General features: G+C 62.6%; 20 protein-coding genes. 11 read left to right on the top strand and 9 right to left on the bottom strand.

Going from position 1 to position 19,316, the window contains the following annotated elements; all coding sequences use genetic code 11:
• Positions 1 to 152 precede the first annotated feature (152 nt).
• From lptB to ACFQ24_RS08085, 7 genes are all read right to left on the bottom strand, one after another.
• Entirely contained in the window at positions 153 to 980 is an 828-nt protein-coding gene (gene lptB / locus ACFQ24_RS08115; RefSeq protein WP_099230023.1) for an LPS export ABC transporter ATP-binding protein, read from the bottom strand.
• Positions 981 to 1,041: 61 nt separating this feature from the next.
• The gene (locus tag ACFQ24_RS08110; protein ID WP_099230025.1) at positions 1,042 to 2,223 is read right to left on the bottom strand and encodes an acetyl-CoA C-acetyltransferase; all 1,182 of its coding nucleotides are present in this window, start codon (positions 2,221 to 2,223) and stop codon (positions 1,042 to 1,044) included.
• 22 nt (positions 2,224 to 2,245) lie between these two features.
• Positions 2,246 to 2,968: an acetoacetyl-CoA reductase gene (gene phbB / locus ACFQ24_RS08105; protein ID WP_099230061.1), complete on the bottom strand. Its 723-nt coding sequence runs from the start codon at positions 2,966 to 2,968 to the stop codon at positions 2,246 to 2,248.
• 34 nt (positions 2,969 to 3,002) lie between these two features.
• Complete coding sequence (locus ACFQ24_RS08100) at positions 3,003 to 3,749, bottom strand: SDR family NAD(P)-dependent oxidoreductase (protein ID WP_380910309.1); 747 nt, start codon at positions 3,747 to 3,749, stop codon at positions 3,003 to 3,005.
• 395 nt (positions 3,750 to 4,144) lie between these two features.
• Positions 4,145 to 4,732 (bottom strand): nucleotidyltransferase family protein, encoded by a 588-nt coding sequence (locus tag ACFQ24_RS08095; RefSeq protein WP_185707397.1) that lies wholly within the window; start codon positions 4,730 to 4,732, stop codon positions 4,145 to 4,147.
• A gap of 117 nt (positions 4,733 to 4,849) precedes the next feature.
• Positions 4,850 to 5,260 carry an NUDIX hydrolase gene (locus ACFQ24_RS08090; RefSeq protein WP_185707395.1) on the bottom strand — a complete coding sequence of 137 codons (411 nt, stop codon included), beginning with the start codon at positions 5,258 to 5,260 and terminating at the stop codon, positions 4,850 to 4,852.
• A 124-nt stretch (positions 5,261 to 5,384) separates the two neighbouring features.
• Positions 5,385 to 6,197, bottom strand: a complete 813-nt coding sequence (locus tag ACFQ24_RS08085) for an APH(3')-I family aminoglycoside O-phosphotransferase (protein ID WP_185707393.1) — start codon at positions 6,195 to 6,197, stop codon at positions 5,385 to 5,387.
• Between the two features lie 419 nt (positions 6,198 to 6,616).
• Here ACFQ24_RS08085 and ACFQ24_RS08080 point away from each other — a divergent pair, with 419 nt between their 5' ends.
• The gene (locus ACFQ24_RS08080) at positions 6,617 to 7,078 is read left to right on the top strand and encodes a GNAT family N-acetyltransferase (RefSeq protein WP_185707391.1); all 462 of its coding nucleotides are present in this window, start codon (positions 6,617 to 6,619) and stop codon (positions 7,076 to 7,078) included.
• A gap of 224 nt (positions 7,079 to 7,302) precedes the next feature.
• On the opposite strand, the gene ACFQ24_RS08075 is transcribed toward ACFQ24_RS08080, so the two are convergent.
• Positions 7,303 to 7,434 (bottom strand): hypothetical protein, encoded by a 132-nt coding sequence (locus ACFQ24_RS08075; protein WP_279606780.1) that lies wholly within the window; start codon positions 7,432 to 7,434, stop codon positions 7,303 to 7,305.
• Between ACFQ24_RS08075 and ACFQ24_RS08070 the strand changes: the two genes are divergently transcribed.
• Together ACFQ24_RS08070 and ACFQ24_RS08065 are read left to right on the top strand one after the other, a co-directional pair.
• Positions 7,435 to 7,896 (top strand): MarR family winged helix-turn-helix transcriptional regulator, encoded by a 462-nt coding sequence (locus tag ACFQ24_RS08070; protein ID WP_279606779.1) that lies wholly within the window; start codon positions 7,435 to 7,437, stop codon positions 7,894 to 7,896.
• A gap of 25 nt (positions 7,897 to 7,921) precedes the next feature.
• The gene (locus tag ACFQ24_RS08065; RefSeq protein WP_380910306.1) at positions 7,922 to 8,542 is read left to right on the top strand and encodes a glutathione S-transferase family protein; all 621 of its coding nucleotides are present in this window, start codon (positions 7,922 to 7,924) and stop codon (positions 8,540 to 8,542) included.
• 60 nt (positions 8,543 to 8,602) lie between these two features.
• Here the strand turns inward: ACFQ24_RS08065 and ACFQ24_RS08060 are convergent, their stop codons facing one another.
• The gene (locus ACFQ24_RS08060; protein ID WP_185707383.1) at positions 8,603 to 9,298 is read right to left on the bottom strand and encodes a TetR/AcrR family transcriptional regulator; all 696 of its coding nucleotides are present in this window, start codon (positions 9,296 to 9,298) and stop codon (positions 8,603 to 8,605) included.
• 162 nt (positions 9,299 to 9,460) lie between these two features.
• On the opposite strand from ACFQ24_RS08060, the gene phbB (ACFQ24_RS08055) reads away from it, so the two are divergent.
• The 8 genes from phbB (ACFQ24_RS08055) (at position 9,461) to ACFQ24_RS08020 (ending at position 19,096) form a co-directional block, all read left to right on the top strand.
• Positions 9,461 to 10,189, top strand: a complete 729-nt coding sequence (gene phbB, locus ACFQ24_RS08055; RefSeq protein WP_185707381.1) for an acetoacetyl-CoA reductase — start codon at positions 9,461 to 9,463, stop codon at positions 10,187 to 10,189.
• A 106-nt stretch (positions 10,190 to 10,295) separates the two neighbouring features.
• Positions 10,296 to 10,739, top strand: a complete 444-nt coding sequence (locus ACFQ24_RS08050) for a hypothetical protein (RefSeq protein WP_185707379.1) — start codon at positions 10,296 to 10,298, stop codon at positions 10,737 to 10,739.
• A 127-nt stretch (positions 10,740 to 10,866) separates the two neighbouring features.
• Positions 10,867 to 12,309 (top strand): efflux transporter outer membrane subunit, encoded by a 1,443-nt coding sequence (locus ACFQ24_RS08045; protein ID WP_347880933.1) that lies wholly within the window; start codon positions 10,867 to 10,869, stop codon positions 12,307 to 12,309.
• A complete protein-coding gene (locus ACFQ24_RS08040; RefSeq protein ID WP_048576984.1) occupies positions 12,306 to 13,379 on the top strand; it encodes an HlyD family secretion protein in 1,074 nt (357 codons plus the stop codon). Before ACFQ24_RS08045 ends, ACFQ24_RS08040 begins: the two co-directional genes overlap by 4 nt.
• A gap of 4 nt (positions 13,380 to 13,383) precedes the next feature.
• Positions 13,384 to 16,131, top strand: a complete 2,748-nt coding sequence (gene rbbA, locus ACFQ24_RS08035) for a ribosome-associated ATPase/putative transporter RbbA (RefSeq protein ID WP_185707375.1) — start codon at positions 13,384 to 13,386, stop codon at positions 16,129 to 16,131.
• Position 16,132: 1 nt separating this feature from the next.
• Entirely contained in the window at positions 16,133 to 17,260 is a 1,128-nt protein-coding gene (locus ACFQ24_RS08030) for an ABC transporter permease (RefSeq protein ID WP_185707373.1), read from the top strand.
• A gap of 46 nt (positions 17,261 to 17,306) precedes the next feature.
• The gene (locus ACFQ24_RS08025; RefSeq protein ID WP_380910303.1) at positions 17,307 to 17,468 is read left to right on the top strand and encodes a hypothetical protein; all 162 of its coding nucleotides are present in this window, start codon (positions 17,307 to 17,309) and stop codon (positions 17,466 to 17,468) included.
• Entirely contained in the window at positions 17,465 to 19,096 is a 1,632-nt protein-coding gene (locus ACFQ24_RS08020; protein ID WP_380910301.1) for an FAD-dependent oxidoreductase, read from the top strand. Before ACFQ24_RS08025 ends, ACFQ24_RS08020 begins: the two co-directional genes overlap by 4 nt.
• Positions 19,097 to 19,316 lie beyond the last annotated feature (220 nt).

Genomic DNA, 19,316 nt, shown 5'->3' with positions numbered 1-19,316 from the left:
ATGGGTCCTTCTCGTTCGGAACAGGTTCGGGCTACGCTTGTGATAGCCTGGTGATTGTCGAATGACCGCTGGGCCCGACCTTACGGCCCCCTCTCGGCCTTCGGTGGAAGTGCAGAGGCTCACCGGGCGGCATGTCCTGTCGATGGCCGGCGTCACTCCTCGAAATCCTCACCCAGATAGAGCCGCCGCACGTCAGGATCGTGAAGGACAGCTTGCGGCGCCCCGGCGAAGAGCAGCCTGCCGGCATGGATGACATAGGCCCGATCCACCAGTTCGAGCATTTCGTGGACATTGTGATCGGTGATGAGAATGCCCACACCGCGCTCCTTGAGCTGGCGCACCATCGCCTTGATGTCGGCGATCGACATGGGATCGATCCCGGCGAAGGGTTCGTCGAGCAGGATGACCTTCGGGTCGGCCGCCATGGCGCGGGCAATCTCGCAGCGCCGGCGCTCGCCGCCCGAAAGCGCGGGGGCGGGCAAGGCACGCAGCCTTGTGATGCCGAAATCGCCGAGCAGTTCGTCCAGCCTGCGGTCGATGGCGTCCTTGTCGCGCAGGCGCAGTTCGAGCACAGCGCGGATATTCTCCTCGACACTCATACCCCGAAAGATCGAGGCTTCCTGCGGAAGATAACCAAGGCCGCGCTTGCCACGCCCATCCATGGGCAGGGCTGTCACATCCTCGCCGCCGAGCAGGATCTGTCCTCCGTCGAGGCGGTTGATGCCCATGATGCCGTAGAAGCAGACGGTCTTGCCGGCGCCGTTGGGCCCGAGCAGGCCCACCACCTCGCCCGGCGCGACATCGAGCGAGACGCCGTCGAGGACCTTGCGCGATCCGAATGATTTCTCGAGCCGCCTTACCGAGAGCGCAAAGGTGACCGCAGGCCCGGGCCCGGCGCCGCCGCCCGGACGTGCGGCATCGGGATCAGGCGTCTGGCCTGATCCCGACCCACTGTCGAGCGACGGAGCCTCGTCGAACATCCTCAGATCTCCGACGGGGGTGGCGTCACCGCGGGGAGCCTCGTCAGACCGCCGCCCGGCATCAGATGACTTCCAGCGCAAGCGCGACGCCCTGGCCGCCGCCGATGCACAGGGTGACGAGGCCGCGCTTCAATCCCTCGCGCTTCAGGGCATGCAGCAGGCGGGTGGTCAGCACGGCACCGGTCGCGCCGATCGGATGGCCATGGGCGATGGCGCCGCCTTCGACATTGACGATGTCCTCGGCGAGCCCGAGCTCGTGCGTGACGGCGATGGCGATCGCGGCGAACGCCTCGTTGATCTCGACGCGCTCGAGATCGGAGACCGACCAGCCCGCGCGGTCCAGCGCCTGCCGGACGGCGGGAACCGGGCCCAGGCCGAAGAGGCCGGGCGCCACCGCGCCGACACCGAAGGCGACGAGACGGCCCAGGGGCGTGACGCCGTTGCGGTCGGCCCAGTCCTCGCTGGCGACGATCATCGCCGCAGCACCACTGTTGAGGCCGGGCGCGTTGCCCGCCGTAATCGTGCCCTCGGGCCGAAAGGCGGGCTTCAGGCGCGCCAGGCTTTCAAGGCTCGTATCCGGCCGGTTCTGCTCATCCTTGCCGAAAATGATGGGGCCCTTGCGCGAAGGGATTTCGACCGCGACGATCTCCTCTTCGAAACGGCCGGCGGCCTGGGCCGCGCTGAAATTCTGCTGCGAGCGGACCGCCCAGGCATCCTGCGCATCGCGCGTGATCTGGAACTGGCTGACCAGATCCTCGGTGACCCAGCCGGAATGCTGGTTGCAGAAGGCGTCATTGAGACCGTCATGGAGCATGGCGTCGACGAGCTTGCCGTCCCCCATGCGGTAGCCCCAGCGGCCTTTCTCGATGAGGTAGGGCGCCTGATCCATATTCTCCATGCCGCCTGCAACGACAGCATGGCTGAAGCCGAGCATGATCTCCTGGGCGGCCGAGGCGATCGCCTGCGCGCCCGATCCACAGACACGGTTGACCGTGAGGGCCGGGACGCTGTCAGGAAGCTTGGCGCCGATGGCGGCCTGGCGCGCCGGGTTCATCTTCGCGCCGGCCTGGACCACCTGGCCCAGAACGACGGCATCGATGGTATCGATGCCGACGCCGGCGCGTTTTACGGTCTCGGCGATCGCGATGCTGCCAAGGGCCGGCGCGGCCATGTCCTTGAGGGTCCCGCCATAGGCGCCGATCGGGGTCCGGACAGGCGCGCACAGAACGACATTGCTGCTCATGGGAATTCCTTTCCTTGGGCCTTCAGGCCAGATATTTGCCGCCGTTGACCGAAAGGGTCTCACCGGTCACGAAGCCCGCCTCATCCTCGACCAGGAAGAGGACGGCGCGCGCGATCTCTTGCGGGGTGCCGAGGCGTCCGACCGGCACGCCGGCCAGCACGGCCTTGAGCGCCTCTTCGGGCACGGCGGCGACCATGACCGTATCGGTATAGCCCGGCGCGATCGCATTGGCGGTGATGTTGCGCGACGCGCCCTCGAGCGCGAGCGCCTTGGTGAAGCCGATCACGCCGGCCTTGGCCGCGGCATAGTTGGTCTGGCCGAACTGGCCCGAGAGGCCGTTCACCGAACTGATATTGACGATGCGGCCGAAACGCCGCTCGCGCATGCTCTCGATCACGGCGCGGCACATGTTGAAGCATCCGCCAAGGTCCACGTCGATGACGCTGCGCCACTGCTCCTCGGTCATCTTGTGGAGCGTGCCGTCTCGGGTGATGCCGGCATTATTGACGAGAATGTCGATCGGACCGATATCCGCGACGACTTTTGCTACGCCCTCCTGGCTTGCCGTGAAGTCCGCCACATTCCAGCTATAGGCGGGGATGGATGTGTCTTTCACGAACTGATCGGCTTCCTCGTCATTGCCATAATAGTTGACGGCGACGAGATAGCCTTTCTCCTTGAGGAGCCTGGCGGTCGCGGCGCCGATGCCGCTGACGCCGCCGGTGACGAGCGCGATTCTGGCCATGATCATTGTCCTTGAAGCTGGAAAGTGAGGCGGGTCATTGCGCGAGATAGCCGCCATCGACGGGATAGTAGCTGCCGGTCATGAACGAGGCGCGATCCGACAGCAGGAAGGCGACGAGCCCGGCAACCTCTTCGGGTTGCCCCAGGCGTCCTACCGGATGGTGCGCGATCATCTCGTAGGGCGGGTGGCCGTCGGTCGTGGCATCGACCATCGGCGTGTGGATGAAGGCAGGCCCCACCGCATTGATACGAATATTCTGCTGGGCATATTCGAGCGCGGCGGTGCGGGTCATGCCGATCACGGCATGTTTGGCTGCCGCATAGCTGACTGATCCGGGCGCGCCGACCGATCCGTAGATCGAACTCATATTGACGATCGTACCGCCGCCGCCCGCCAGCATCGCGGGGATCTGGTAGCGCATGCCGTAGAAAACGCCGTCGAGATCGACGCTGATGACCCGGCGCCATTCATCCAGATCATATTCCCCGGTCGGCTTGGTGACGGAGCCCACGCCCGCGTTGTTCACCGCGGCGTCGAGCCGTCCGAAGCTCTTCAGGGTGAAAGCCACCAGCGCTTCGACTTCGGCCGCCTCGGCGACGTTGACCCGCAGCGCCTTTGCGCGGTCCGGACCGATCTCGTGCGCAAGGGCGTGGGCCTTGTCCTCGTCGATATCGGCAAGCACGAGCCGCGCGCCGGACGCTGCAAGTTCGCGGGCGATCGCCTCTCCCAATCCCATGGCGGCGCCTGTTACGATTGCGACCTTGTCCTCGAAATCGGGCATGCATGTCTCCGGCTTTTGCGAGCCACCGGCCAGAAAAAGGGACCCGCATAGCGGGCACGGACACACTCCTGGCCGGGAGTCTTACCGCGCGCATTTCGCGCAACCTCTCCGGATGCCCCGCTTTCTCACGGTCGAAACGGCGTGGCGCTTCTTTCGCCGTGAACCCGGCGGCGCGCCATCAGTAACTATACTTATAAGTTTCGTATTCCGGTCGTCAAACCGCTTGTGGACCGCCTCCCGCCGATTGACCCGTGCCCGGGAGCAGGCGGGCAGCTCAGTCCGTCCCCGGTCTGGTAGGGGGGCGTTAGCTGAAGGGGGCGAAATCCTGCGCTAAGCGCGCAACAGTCTCCTGGACGTCGGAATTCACCTGATTGTCGGTAGGGGGTCGGGGCGACTTAAAATTGGTGCCAATCGATTATCGTCAGTCTCGGCCAGCATTTCCGCCAGCGCGCTACCTTAGCCTCGTAGATCGCTTGGGTAATCTGCACCTTATTGGGCCGCACCGTGCAGTTCAGCAGATCGTCCAAGCCAAAGGGGGCGAATATCGAGATACTCGCTGCAGTATCAGGGCGGATCGCAACCGCTCCCGCTGTCGTCGGAAAGGTGGAAATGGCATGCTCGTTCGATTGATATGGCGTGATCGAGTAGCCGAACTTCGGCTCATACCAAAGATGGACCCGTGCCTCATTTTTGGCGTCGATCCATAGCGGCACGTCACAAAATAGGTCACGGATGCGCGCCGCTTGCTGGGCTTCGCCTTCTTCCGACAGATCAGCGTCATCGAAATAGACCAAATCGATGTCGGCGAGGCCGTGTTCCGGCGGCAGGCCGAATGCGGAGTTCCAGGCCGTTTGCGCGATGGCGCTGCCCGATAGCCAGCAATCGGGCAGGTCGATGGAGGCCCAGCGATCCAAAATTGTGCTAAGGATCGGGCTTGCCGCCACGATCGCATGCAGGCTGCTATCCGGTGAGGCTCTGTCCATCGAACCAGCTTAAGAGGGCTGGCTAGAATGAGTAGGCCAGAAATCACATGGCGCGCGGCATTTTGAGAACCGCCTGATTTTTGGTCAGGTTATGTCACGACGATAAAAGGCGTGGAATCAAAGTGTGCGGGACAGCGGCAAGATATGATCGCGGGTCAAAGGTGCCAAGGGCAGTGCCGTTGCGGTGACGTGATCGACCCACACGGCTTCCTCAATTTCCGACCGCGTAATTGGGTCATGTTGAATCCGCACATGGAAGACTTCGGCTTCGACAATATGGCCGGGTTCGTTGGCAGCGGGCGCGGAATAGCGACCAAGGTAGCGCGCATCGCCATTGGCCAGCACCAGCCCGATTTCTTCGCTTAGTTCACGACGCAGGGTGTTCAAAGGACTCTCGCCGTTCTCGATCTTACCACCTGCTTGCATAAACCACTCGGTCCCGGCCTTGCGGACCAACAGCAACCGCCCCGCATCATCGTTGATTAAGGCGGCGGCTATCTGGATCGTGCGAGGGGCTTGGTCACTCATGCCATCATGTTAACAATCGTGATCGCAACCTCAATCGACTTCCGAAACAAGTGCTCATCGTGCAGTCGGCTCGATCAGCAATCACATGGCCGAACGCGGCTATCGCTTGATTATCGTGCAGCGGCTAGAATAGCTCGTCCAGCAGTAGATGAAATTGCAACTTACGCCGGTCTAAATCGGTGACACCATATTGCGTCAGAAATCTTTGCTGAAGCGAGGGGTCGAACTCTCCTAGGCAACTCCATAGTATGGCAAGGTCTTGGTAGCGATCCGCGATCCCGACCCGTCCTACATCAATGCAGCCGACTACCTCACCATCGAGCATTAGAATATTGTCGAGCGAGAAATCGCCATGCGTGACGATGGGATCGGACGGCATCGGCAGCAGGCCCTGCATCGCTTTCCACACCTGTTCTGCCGTCCAACCTTCGCGCTCATCGTCGAAATCATCTTCCTCAACCAGACCCGCGTCGATCCTTTCGCGCGCCCTGGCAAGGCGATAGGCGTGATCGCTGGTGAAGGGACATTCGCTGACCGGGATCGCATGAAGACGCCGCAGGAATGTTGCGAGCGCCTCGACTATCCCAACGCGGGCATCGGGCTGCGCATCTAGAAACTGATATGCGGTTTGCCCGGGCACCGCCGTCATTAACAGCCATGCCTCATCCTGCGTGGCGATGAAGCCTTCGACAATCGGGACGGGGAAGTGCCTCGCTAACCAACGCAATCGGACCATTTCGTCAGTTATGTCGCCAGCTACAGCGCTTCGGCCATGCTTCAGGAACAGGTCAGGCGCGCCGGTCTTTCCATGCAGCCGATAAACGGCACCGCCTGATTCCCCGACATTCTCGCGCGCCCATTGATACCCCTCCAAGAGCGTGAACAGGCCTGCCGGTATGGGCACAGCGTCACAAGGATATTCTCGATCTACATTCATTGATTAACGACCTCCCTCAGCATTCAAGCTTGGCTGACGATAGCTTTGGAGACAAGGCACTGGCGGTGCGCGTTTTTTAACTGCCGGAAATCACATGAATCGCGCCGCCCTCGGTGGGGGCTGGCAATAGACTACCCGATCAACGCCGATGCCCCCTGACGGAAAACCCTGCCAGCGAGGTTGTCGGCCACTTTCGCAATCCGACAGTGGTTTTCGGGCATTGTGAGGGATCGGGGAACCGCGCAACGCCGTGAGCGGCGGTATCGTCGCGGAATTGCACCGTGCCCCTGTCGGGATCATGTGTTTGTCGGACATTTCTTTCGGGAAGCCCGATGTTAACTCCGTTGCTGTAGCATCACTTTGAGCCCAAACTGGTCACTGCTCTGGCCAGTCGAAAGCTGACTAGGCTATAGGGCGGCATGAACGATATTCTATCCCGGCCGTATGTGCTCGACGACGTTTCCGCCTGTTTGGCGCTATTCGATAGCAATGTGCCATCCTTCTTTGCAGAGGAAGAACGCATCGAATTTTGTGATTTCTTGCAAAGTATCAACGGCAGAGACAGGCTCTATTTGGCGCTTGAACGCGAAGGTTCGATAGTCGCCTGCGGGGGGCTGATTACTGATGCAGTGCAGAAAAAGGCATATCTGGCTTGGGGAATGGTCGATAAGGCACATCATGCCCAAAAGTTGGGAACTCATCTGACACAGGCTCGATTGGCGTTGGCCCGCGCCGCGCCGGGCATCAACGAAGTATTGTTGGCGACAAGCCAGCACACTCATGGTTTCTATGAGGGGTTTGGTTTTACCGCCGCGAACATCACCGCCGATGGTTTCGCGCCAGGGCTGGATCGTTGGGATATGATATTGCGTCTCTCCTGAGTCGATCGGCCGCACAGATGGCAGCTTTGTCCGCAGAGCCGCCGGGAGGCCAGCCGAGTTAAGACCGATGTGATCTCCCCCCATAGCCGCTCGGTGAATCCGTGCTGAAGTTGTTTGTGGCAATCCGCTGACGTCAACTTTGAAAACTGACACCTCTTTGGCGCAACGTCGGAGAGGGTTGTTGGATTTCGCCCCCTCCAGCAGACGCCCGTTGATATGGCGAATCATTTGACACAATCATATTGAGTCATAAATAAATGCCGGGAGTAGGTGATCGAGATCGGAACCTGCGGCGAGCCAAAGCGCCCGAGGTAGCTGCGTCCGGCTGTCATGGCGGTATGGTCGGAGAACGTCATATGGAATCTCCTGTCAGCGAAGATCCGCTCGATCTGGATCGGCAAGTCTGCTTTCCACTCTATGCCGCATCGAACCTGCTTGGGCGCCTTTACCGGCCCCTGCTCGCCGAGCTCGGCCTCACCTACCCGCAATATCTGGTCTTGCTTGTTCTCTGGCGGGAAACGCCCCAGTCGGTTGGATCGCTTGGTGATCGGCTCCATCTCGACAGCGGAACGCTGACGCCTCTCCTTAAACGGATGGAGCTTGCGGGGTTGATCAGCCGCACGCGCGATGTGACCGACGAGCGGCGCGTCCTGATCGCTTTGACGTCCAGGGGACGCGATTTGCGCGAACCGACGCGGGCGGTGCCGGCAGCGCTTTCCGCGCAGCTCGCGATTGCGGACGCGGATGTCGCCGAGTTGCGCGATCGGGTCCGAGAAGTGGTCGCCGTCTTGCAGGCGACGCTTTCCGAACGAAGTTGATCACATAAGAATCACGGAGACAAAGATGCTGACCGTTCATCACCTTGGAATATCGCAGTCGGACCGGATCGTCTGGCTTTGCGAAGAACTGGGCATCCCTTACGAGATGGTGCGCTATGAGCGCGATCCTGTCACGCGTCTGGCGCCCGCGGAGTATAAAGCGCTCCATCCGTCCGGCACGGCTCCGGTGATCACCGATGATGGCCTTTGCCTCGCCGAATCCGGGGCGATCATCGACTATATCGTTGCGCGACACGGTGACGGGCGGCTGTCCGTGGCGTCGGATGACCCTAGTTTTCCTGAGTATCTCTATTGGTATCATTTCGGCAACGGGTCGCTGATGCCGAGCATGATGATGTTGATGGCAGAGGGCGACATGGCTTCTGTCATGCGCCAGCGCGCCGATCGCGGGCTGGAGGCGCTCGAAGCGCATCTGGCTGACGGGCGTTCCTGGCTTGCGGGGGAGCAATTCACCATCGCCGACATCATGATGGTGTTCCCGCTTACGACCATGCGGGAGTTCGTGCCGGTCGGTCTTTCGCCCTATCCGGCGATCCGTGCCTATCTGCACCGGATCGCTGCCAGGCCGGCGTTCAGGCGCGCGATGGAAAAAGCCGATCCGGACCTTCAGATCAAGCTCGATTGAAATGTGTTGCTGATCCCTGGAACAAGTGGCGGCCTCGCGCAGCTTATCGTGACTGCGGCATCATGGTCCGCACTCCGGTTGCTGCGAGAGGGTCAGAATAGCCTTGAAGATAAAATCGGTCGCCTGCTCGAGATAGGCGGTCTTTGCCGCGGCCGTGTTCGGCAGATCCTTACGAACAAGAATCCGTTGCCGCGGGGATGTCACCAGGGCGTCGAAAATAAACATACCGAGAAAGCGCATGTCTAAAGAGGCCGCCCTCTCCGGGCCTGCCGCTTCCTCGAGCAACGTCTGGATCAGCCGGCTTCCCGGATTGATGCCAAGCAGGGTCTGGACGTCGATGTCGTCGACGTTCTGATCGCGAACCCAATAGGCGAGTTTTTCAAACCCAATGGTCTCGGGCTTGAGCGAAAGATCCAGCATCTTTTGCGCGGTCCGAAGCAAGCGCTCGCGCAGGCATCCGGTGCGCATGGTCGCCGCGATGGGCTTCAGCCGGTCGTCGATTCCGTGCCGCATCACGGCGACCAGCAATCCCGTCTTCGAACCATAGCGCGCATAAAGCGTGCGCTTCGATACGTTCGCCGCCGCCGCGATGTCATCCATGCTCGTCTTCTCGGGGCCCTGGGCGATGAACTGCGCGAGCGCGATCTCGAGAATATGATCGCTGAGGCGGGCGGCAACGTCTTGCGTGGGCCTGCCCCCGCGCGGGTCGCGCGCGGGGAGGGGACGCTTGCGGGAACTGGATTTCGGGATGGTCACATCGACGTCATTAGACCGATTTCACACGCAGCTCAAAGATCGCGCTTGATCATGGTGCAGACAGACGCAATAACAAAACCGATAAGTATACTTACGCATTGTCCGGAGAGGGAGCGCGACGGAATGGTCGCGGCTCAAGCCTGAACCAAGGGAACCGGATGAATGACCGAAATCGCTCTCGTAACTGGCGGCACACGCGGCATCGGCGCCGCCATCGCTGTCGCGCTGAAGGCACAAGGATGGGAGGTCGCCAGCATCTACCATGGCAATGACAAGGCAGCCGAGCAGTTCAGTCGGGAGACGGGGATATCGGTCTTCCGCTGGGACGTCGCCGATGAGGGCGCCTGCCGGGAGGGCGTGGCGGCGGTCGAAGCGCAACTTGGCCCGATCTCGGTGCTCGTCAACAATGCCGGCATCACGCGGGACGGGATGTTCCATCGCATGAGCTGGACCCAATGGCGCGAGGTGCTGGCGACCAATCTCGACTCGATGTTCGCCATGACGCGCGCCGTCATTGAGGGCATGCGTGAGCGCGGCTTCGGGCGCATCATCAATATCTCCTCGATCAACGGCCAGAAAGGCCAGGTCGGACAGGTCAATTATTCGGCGGCCAAGGCCGGCGTCATTGGTTTCACCAAGGCGCTCGCCCAGGAAAACGCCGCCCGCGGCATCACGGTCAACGCCGTCTGCCCAGGCTATGTCGATACCGAGATGGTGGCGGCGGTCAGGGAAGAGGTCCGCGCCGCGATCATCGCGGGCATCCCGGTCGGGCGGCTCGGCGCGCCACAGGAAGTAGCCGATGCGGTTTCCTATCTGGCGTCGCCCAGGGCGGGCTTTTGCACCGGCTCCGTGCTCACCCTCAACGGGGGGCAATATATCGCCAACGGATAGGCGATCGGGAGGGCGCCGCCCCGTCTAAGTGGCATCACGTATATCGCGCCGCAACATAAGCGGCCGAAACTGCTCCAACAGGTTCCGTTATAAAAGGAATAGCCTCATGACTTATCCCTTCGATCAGATCAGTGCGCTCGGCAAAGCCAATGGACAATTCGCCACGACGCTCGCGCAGGTCGCGCGCGAAAGCGGTGAGACCTATGTGAAGGTCAGCGGCAAGGCGGCGTCCACGATCTTCGATCAGTTCAAGGAGTTCAAGCCGGGAACCAGCGTTCCCGCGTTCAAGAGCGACGAGATGACGGGCCTTCTTGGCGAAATCGAGAAGCGCCATGAGGAAGCCTCGGCGCGGATCCGGTCCGCGTTCGAAGACTGGCAGGGCGCGGTCAAGGACGCATTCTCGCAAGCAACCGAAGGTCAGCAGGCGCTCACCGAGAAACTGACGGTCTGGTTCCAGCCCGTGGCCAAAACGCCGGCGGCTCCGGACAAGGCTGCCGAGGAACCCGCTTCCACGCCGCGGACGACGGCGAAGTCCAAAGACACAGCCTGAGGGTCGCAGCTCAGGGCCATCGGCTCCCGCGTCCGTGGCGCGGGGGTCGATCATATTTGCTATCGGAACGGGGACGACGCGACAGGGTATGAGCGCACCAGCGAAATTGAAGGACCACCGGCCTGGATTGACGCAAGCCGCGATCGTCCTGGCCATGCCGCTCCTTCTGGCCGGTTGCTCCTTCGCGCCCGCCCATGTCCGGCCCGCGCAACCGGTCCCGCAGGACTATCCCGGTGCGACATCGGGCGGCGCATCGATCGCGCGCATCGGGTGGCGTGATTTCTTCCGCGAGGACCATCTGCGCGCGCTGATCGCGACGGCGCTCGACAATAATCGCGACATCCAGATTGCCGCTGCCCGCATCGCAGAGGCGCGCGCCGCCTGGCGGATCGAGGGGTCCGCGGTCTACCCCGAGCTCAATGCGGTGGGAACGGGCACGCGGGGGCGCTCGATCATCAACCTGCCGGGCCTCGGCAGCCAGAGCCTGGATGTCAAACAGGTCAGCGCGCAACTCAGCGCCGGCTGGGAGATCGATTTCTGGGGGCGTCTGCGCAATCTGCGGGACGCGGCGCGAAACCAGTATCTTGCGACGGAAGAGGCGCGCCGCGCGCTCGCCACCGATCTCATCGCCCAGGTGGCTAACGGCTATCTGCTCGAGCGCGAGTATGAGGAGCGGGTCGCGATCGCCGAGCAGACGATTGCAACCCGCGCGGAGTCGCTGCGGATCCTGCGCCGGCGCTACGAGGTGGGCTCAGGATCCAAGCTCGAAATGACCCAGGCCCAGACCCTGCTCGCCCAGGCGCAGACGGTGCTGCAGGGCCTCGAACAGGATCGTGCGGTCAATCGCAATGCCCTGGCCTTGCTCGTCGGCCAGCCGGTCGAGATCCCGCCAGGGCCGCTGGGGCTCGCGCAGGCCGCGCCACAGATCGATCTGCCGACGGGCCTGCCTTCCGACCTGATTGCCAATCGCCCCGATATTATCGCGGCCGAGTACCGCCTGCGCGCCGCCAATGCCAATATCGGCGCCGCGCGTGCCGCCTTCTTTCCCAATATCAGCCTGACGGTGGCGTTCGGAACGGCCAGCCCCGACCTTGACGGACTCTTCGGCGACGGCAGCCGGGCGTGGAGCTTCACGCCGACGATCACGCAACCGCTCTTCAACGGCGGTCGGCTCGCGGCCAATCTCGACGTCATGAAGGCCCGGCAGGTCGGCGCCGTCGCGGAGTATGAGAAGACCGTCCAGAGCGCGTTCAGGGATGTGTCCGATGCGCTGGTACGGCGACGCCAGCTGGCGCTGCAGATCGAGACGACCCGCACCGTGCTCGAAGCGCTGCGCGAGCGGGCGCGGCTGGCGCAGCTTCGCTTCGACCATGGCCGATCGGCCTATCTCGAGGTCCTCGATGCGCAGCGGGATCTTTTCGATACCGAGCAGACGCTGGTGCAGTTGCGCCGTGCTCACCTCGCCAGCGCCATCGCCCTTTATGCCGCCCTTGGCGGCGGCTTTGCCGGTCCGCCCGGTTTTGATCCAGGCGCGTCCGGCACGCCCACGTCAGGAGAATTGCAACGATGAAGACGTCCCAGAAGACATGGCTGATCCGGGGCGGCATCGCTGTGGCGCTGATGGCGATCCTGTACCTTGCCTGGCGCTTGCTGGCGCCGGGCGGGCTTCCCGAGGGTATCGTCAGCGGCAATGGCCGCATCGAGGCGGTGGAAATGGACGTCTCCGCCAAATCACCTGGCAGGATTCGCGACATCGTCGTTGACGAGGGCGCATTCGTGAAGGCGGGCCAGGTCGTCGCCCATATGGATACCGATGTTCTGGCTGCCCAGAAAGCAGAGGCGGAAGCGCAACTGGCCCAGGCTCAAAACGCCATCCTGATCGCCGAAAGCCAGGTTGCGCAGAGGCAAAGCGAGCGTGCTGCGGCATTTGCCGGCGTGCGGCAGCGCGAGGCGGAACTCAATGCGGCGCGCAAGCGGCTCGGGCGCTCCGAGACACTCGCGCGCGAAGGGGCGACCGCGGTTCAGGAGCGCGATGACGATCAGGCCCAGGTCGAAGGCGCCACAGCAGCCGTTGAGGCGGCAAAGGCGCAGCTCGCCGCCGTCGACGCCGCCATCGGCACGGCGCGAAGCCAGGTCATCGGCTCCCGGTCCAATGTCGATGCCGCGCGCGCGACCATCCAGCGTATCGAGGCCGATATTCGCGACAGCGACCTGCGCGCGCCCCGCAGCGGCCGCATCCAGTATCGGGTCGCGCAGCCCGGCGAGGTGGTCGCCGGCGGTGGCCGGGTGATGAACCTCGTTGACCTTGCGGATGTCTACATGACCTTCTTCCTGCCCGAGACCGTCGCGGGACGCGTCCGTATCGGCAGCGAAGTGCGCCTCGTGCTCGACGCCGCGCCGCAATATGTGATCCCGGCCACAATCAGCTTCGTGGCCGATGTCGCCCAGTTCACGCCCAAGACGGTCGAGACGCAGAGCGAGCGCCAGAAGCTGATGTTCCGGGTACGGGCCAGGATCGACCCCAAGCTGCTCCAGCGCCATATCGCCATGGTGAAAACGGGCCTTCCCGGCATGGCCTATGTCCGCATCGATTCCGACACCCCCTGGCCCCAGAATCTGGGCAATGTAGTGAAGGAGTAGACCGGTGGTCCGCCCCCAGCCCCCCGAGGGGCCGCCGGTCGTCCGCCTTGCCGGAGTGCGCCTGCACTACGGCAAGGCGGAAGCGCTTCGGGGCATCGATCTCGACATATCCGCTGGACAGATGGTCGGCCTCATCGGTCCTGATGGCGTCGGAAAATCAAGCCTCCTTTCCCTGATAGCGGGTGCGCGCGCCGTTCAGGAGGGCGAGGTCCACGTGCTGGGTGGCGCCATGACCGACCGGCGCCATCGCGAGGGCGTCTGCCCGCGCATCGCCTACATGCCACAGGGGCTCGGCCGGAACCTCTATCCGACGCTGTCGGTGGAAGAGAATCTCCAGTTTTTCGCGCGGCTTTTCGGCCATGGCGCGGCTGAACGGCGTCGCCGGATCGATGCTTTGACGCGCAGCACGGGGCTGTATTCCTTCCTCTCACGTCCGGCCGGCAAGCTGTCGGGGGGCATGAAGCAGAAGCTTGGCCTGTGCTGCGCGCTCATCCACGATCCCGATCTTCTGATCCTGGATGAGCCGACCACAGGCGTCGACCCTTTGGCGCGCGCGCAATTCTGGGACCTGATCGCGCGGATTCGCGAAGATCGTGCCGGCATGAGCGTTATCGTCGCGACCGCCTATATGGACGAGGCCGAGCGCTTCGACTGGCTGGTTGCGATGGACGACGGCGCACTGCTTGCGACCGGCACCCCGACAGAGCTTCTGGAGCGGACAGGCGCGCATCATCTCGAGGCCGCGTTCGCCGAACTGCTGCCCGAAGAGAGGAAGCGCGGGCACAAGCCGGTCGTGATCCCGCCGCTCGACGTGGATGACGACGACATCGCCATCGAGGCGAAGGATCTCACCATGCGCTTCGGCGATTTCGTCGCTGTCGATCATGTCAGTTTCCGTATCCGCCGCGGCGAGATCTTCGGCTTTCTCGGGTCCAACGGGTGCGGCAAGTCGACGACAATGAAGATGCTGACCGGGCTGCTGCCTGCGAGCGAAGGTCAGGCCTGGCTGTTCGGCAACGAGGTCGATTCACACGACATCGCAACCCGCAGGCGCGTCGGTTATATGAGCCAGGCTTTCTCGCTCTATGGCGAACTGACCGTCCGACAGAATCTTGAGCTGCATGCCCGGCTGTTTCACGTGCCGATCGAGGATATTCCTGACCGGGTCACCGAAATGGCCGACCGCTTCAGTCTTGAGGCAGTGATGGACGAGCTGCCCGAGCAGTTGCCGCTCGGCATCCGGCAGCGCCTCAGCCTCGCGGTCGCCATGGTGCACAAGCCCGAACTTCTGATCCTCGACGAGCCGACGTCCGGCGTCGATCCGGTCGCACGCGACGCCTTCTGGAACTTGCTCGCCGAACTGTCGCGCCGCGACAAGGTGACGATCTTCATCTCGACCCACTTCATGAACGAAGCGGAGCGATGCGACCGGATGTCGATGATGCATGCCGGACAGGTGCTGGACAGCGACACCCCCGCCAGACTGGTCGAAAAACGCGGAGCCGGATCACTGGAAGAAGCCTTTATCGGCTATCTGGTAGAGGCAGGCGGAGATGGCGACGGGAAGAGCGAGGACATCTCCATCGTGCAGTCTCAGCAGGGACATGAAAGCGATGGGGAAAGGTCCCGGTTCAGCGTCCAGCGCATGCTGAGCTATGTCTGGCGCGAGGCACTCGAACTGCGTCGCGATCCCCTGCGCGGAACGCTGGCTCTCGCGGGCTCGGTGATCCTGCTGCTGGTGATGGGGTTCGGCATCAGCATGGACGTCAACAACCTGCGCTACGCCGTGCTGGACCGCGACCAGAGCAGCATGAGCCAGCGCTATCAGCTCGACATTTCCGGTTCGCCCTATTTTCTCGAGCAGCCGCCCATCACCGACTATGACGATCTCGACCGGCGGATGAAAAGCGGCGATCTTGCGCTCGCCATCGAGATCCCGCCCGGCTTCGGGCGCGACCTGCTGCGCGGCGAGCGCGTCGCGGTCGCCGCCTGGTTCGACGGCGCGATGCCGATGCGGGGCGAAACAGTGCAGGGCTATGTCCAGGGTCTCCACCAGCACTGGCTCGCCGACCAGATGCGCATGGCCGGGATCGGCGCCGCGGGCGGTTCGATCGCGGTGGAAAACCGCTTTCGCTACAATCCCGACGTCAAAAGCCTGCCCGCGATGGTACCGGCGGTCATTCCCCTGCTTCTGCTGATGCTGCCGGCGATGCTCGCCGCACTGGCGGTCGTACGCGAGAAGGAGACCGGCGCGATCATCAACCTTTATGTGACGCCGGTGACGCGCGCGGAATTCCTTCTGGGTAAGCAGTTGCCCTATGTCGCGCTCGCCATGATCAATTTTATCGTCATGGTGCTCGTGTCGGCCCTGCTTTTCGACGTATCGCCCAACGGAAGCATCGCCGCGATGCTGGTCGCCGGGCTGCTCTTCTCGCTGATCGCGACCGGAATGGGATTGCTCGCCTCTGCTGTAACGCGAACCCAGATCGCGGCGATGTTCCTGGCCATGGTCGGCACGCTGATCCCGGCGATCACCTATGGCGGGATGATCGATCCCGTGTCCTCGCTCGAGGGAACGGGACGGTTGATCGGCGAGACCTATCCCGCAAGCCACATGTTCACGATCACGCGGGGCGTGTTCAACAAGGCATTGGGATTTGGCGATCTCGTCAATTCCTTCTGGCCGCTTGTGATCGCGGTGCCGGTGATCGTCGGTCTGGCGATCAAGCTCCTCAAGAAGCAGGAAGGCTGACATGGGCCAGAAGCTCTCGAACATTTATCGCCTGGGCGTGAAGGAGCTGTGGAGCCTGTGGCGCGATCCGATGATGCTCGTGCTGATCCTGTTCACCTTCACTTTCTCGGTCTACATGTCTGCCTCCTCGATGCCCGAGACCCTGCACAAGGCCTCGCTCGCCGTGGTCGACGAGGACAGCTCGCCGCTATCGCACCGCATCGTCTCGGCTTTCTATCCACCCCAGTTCACGCCGCCCGTGATGATCGCGCCGTCGCAGATCGATCCGGGCATGGACGAAGGCACCTACACGTTCGTTCTGCACATTCCCTCGGGGTTCCAGCGCGACGTGTTGGCGGGTCGACCCGCCGAGGTGCAGCTCAACACCGACGCGACGCGCATGTCGCAGGCCTTTACCGGGAGCGGTTACATCCAGCAGATCGTCCTTGGCGAAGCCAATGAGTTCGTGCAGCGCTATCGCGGCGGCGGCGGGCTGCCGGTCGACCTGGAACTGCGCGCCCGGTTCAACCCGACCCTGGACAAGAGCTGGTTCGGCGGGCTGTCGCAGATCATCAACCAGATCACCCTTTTGTCGATCGTCCTGACGGGCGCGGCGCTGATCCGTGAGCGTGAGCATGGCACGATCGAGCATCTGCTGGTCATGCCGGTGACGCCTTTTGAAATCATGATGAGCAAAGTGTGGTCCATGGGCCTGGTGGTTCTTGTCGCCGCCTTTCTCTCGCTCAATCTGGTCGTGCGGGGAGCGCTCGGTGTCCCTGTCGCGGGGTCGATAAGCTTGTTCTTCGCGGGCGCCGCGCTGGCCCTGTTCGCGACGACGTCGCTCGGTATTTTCATGGCGACGCTGGCGCGAAACATGCCGCAATTCGGTATGCTCGCGGTACTGGCATTGCTTCCGCTGCAGATGCTGTCGGGCGGCACCACACCGCGTGAGAGCATGCCGCAGATCGTCCAGGACGTCATGCTTGCCGCCCCGACCACCCATTTTGTCGAACTGGGACAGGCCATCCTGTTCCGGGGGGCGGGCATCGATGTGGTCTGGCCCCAGTTTCTGGCGATCGCGGTGATCGGCGTCGTGTTTTTCGCCATCGCGCTCGGTCGCTTTCGCAAAACGATCGCGTCGATGGCGTAGGGAGGGCCTTCAATGACATGGAAAAAGATGCGCCGGGAACAGGGCAATGGAGATGGCCGGGCCGTCCGACGCCGATGGCGGCGATCTTTCGATCCGCGAACAGGATTACCTCATCGGCCCGACAGAACAGATAAGCCGGTCTGAACCTTCATGCATCATCGTCTGGACGCGATTGCCGGGAATGGGCTTTTCACGGAGGTGTGTGTGATCGGAGCCGGCGCGGCCGGCATTACGATTGCGCGCAAGCTGCTTGACAGTGGTATCGAGGTCGTTCTGCTCGAAAGCGGGGGAATTGACTATGACGCCGACATCGCAGCCTTGAACGAAGGCGAGAATGTCGGGCTAGATTATTACCGCCTGCAAGACTCACGCCTTCGCTTCTTTGGCGGAACGACCGCGATCTGGGGCGGTCGTTGCGCGGAACTCGATGCGATCGATTTCGAAAAGCGACCATGGGTCGAGCATAGCGGGTGGCCGATCAGCAAGGCGCAGATGCGACCCTATTATCGCGAAGCCCGGGAGATATTGGGGCTACGACAAACGCAGCCCAGCGCTGCCGACCTGATCGAAGCGGGTGTCGTCATGCCCGATTTCAAGCCGGATCGCATCCGGAGCCTGCTTTGGACGTTCGACGAAAAGCACGGCCGTTTCTCTTTCGACAATTGCCGGGACCTGCGCGATCATCCGCGCTGCAGGATCATCACGCACGCGACCGTGCGGGAGATTGTCGCGGCGGCGAATGCGCGCAGCATCGATCATCTCGACGTCCGCAACCTGGCGGGCCATCGCATCACGGTGAAAGCCCGCCATTATGTTCTGGCGACGGGCGGTATCGAAAACGCCCGCCTGCGACTGGCGTCGCGATCCGTGATGCCGACGGGCATCGGCAACGGGCAGGACTGGGTCGGCCGGTGCTTTATGGAGCATCCTCATGCCCGCGGAGGGCGCGTCGTCTCGGGCAGGAGCTGGATGCTCCTCAACGCATTTGCGAAAAGGCACGAAGTGGATGGCCAGTCGGTTGCGGCCCTGTTGGCGCCAGGTATCGAGCTGCAGAAGGAGCAGGGGCTGCTCAATACATCCCTCACGATCGTGGGGCGACGTCCGCCCCATCGTCGCGAGAGCTATGCAATGCGGTCCTATGCCAGGCTGAAGCATGTTATCGCTCCCGATCGCCGCGGCCGTGAACTCTGGATGGCTGTCAAGAAGACTGGCCATCGGGTCCTGCGCTATTCCGAACCGGCGAGGCCCTGGGCGCTGAACAAGGCGGGGCTACTCGATATCGCCTTGCTTGTGCGGGCCGAACAGGCGCCAAACCGGGAAAGCCGGGTCATGCTGTCGCATCTTCGCGATCCGATGGGCGTTCCCATCAGCCGACTGGACTGGCGCACAAGCGCAATCGACACGAGGAGCGTGTCAGGCCTTGTGCACGCGCTCGACACGGAACTGCAGCGGCTAAATCTGGGTGCTGCCGAAGCGGCGTCCTGGCTTGAGGGCGGAGACTGGCAATTCGATCCACTGGTGAGCGCGCATCCCATCGGCGGCTACCACCATATGGGGACCACGCGCATGTCGGATACGCCGCGTGACGGGGTCGCCGACAGTCACGGACGTGTCCACGGGATCGCCAATCTTTTTATCGCGGGCAGTTCGCTCTTTCCGACATCAGGCTGGGCAAATCCGACGCTCACCATCGTCGCGCTTGCGTGCCGTACCGCGGAAGAAATCGCATCAGATCTTCGACATCGGCCAATGGCGCGATCCAGAGAGATTCCCCGATACGATGCCAATTCCTATGCGGTTGCCGAAAGCGGACGGGGCGAGAGCGAATCCGGGTGAAGACAAGGGGCAAGCACGTCGTCCGCCGACAGAGCAGCTGCAGTGGTCGGTTACAGGTACGTAGCGACGCAAAGCGGAGCGAGGCGTTCCACCGGTTGTGAATCGGCGTGCAAAAAGGACCCCGTTAGCGGGGTGATCGGCGTCTAAAAGGGACCCCTCATTTCGATAGCTTAAACAGCCGTCTGGATGTTCAGGCGGCGAGATCGGGATGTTGGTTTTG

The sequence above is a fragment of the Sphingobium olei genome (genome assembly GCF_042678845.1).
In the GTDB taxonomy this organism is placed as follows: domain Bacteria; phylum Pseudomonadota; class Alphaproteobacteria; order Sphingomonadales; family Sphingomonadaceae; genus Sphingobium; species Sphingobium olei.
The sequence above is the reverse complement of the archived record's forward strand: the minus strand, read 5'-3'. Positions and strand labels throughout refer to the sequence as shown.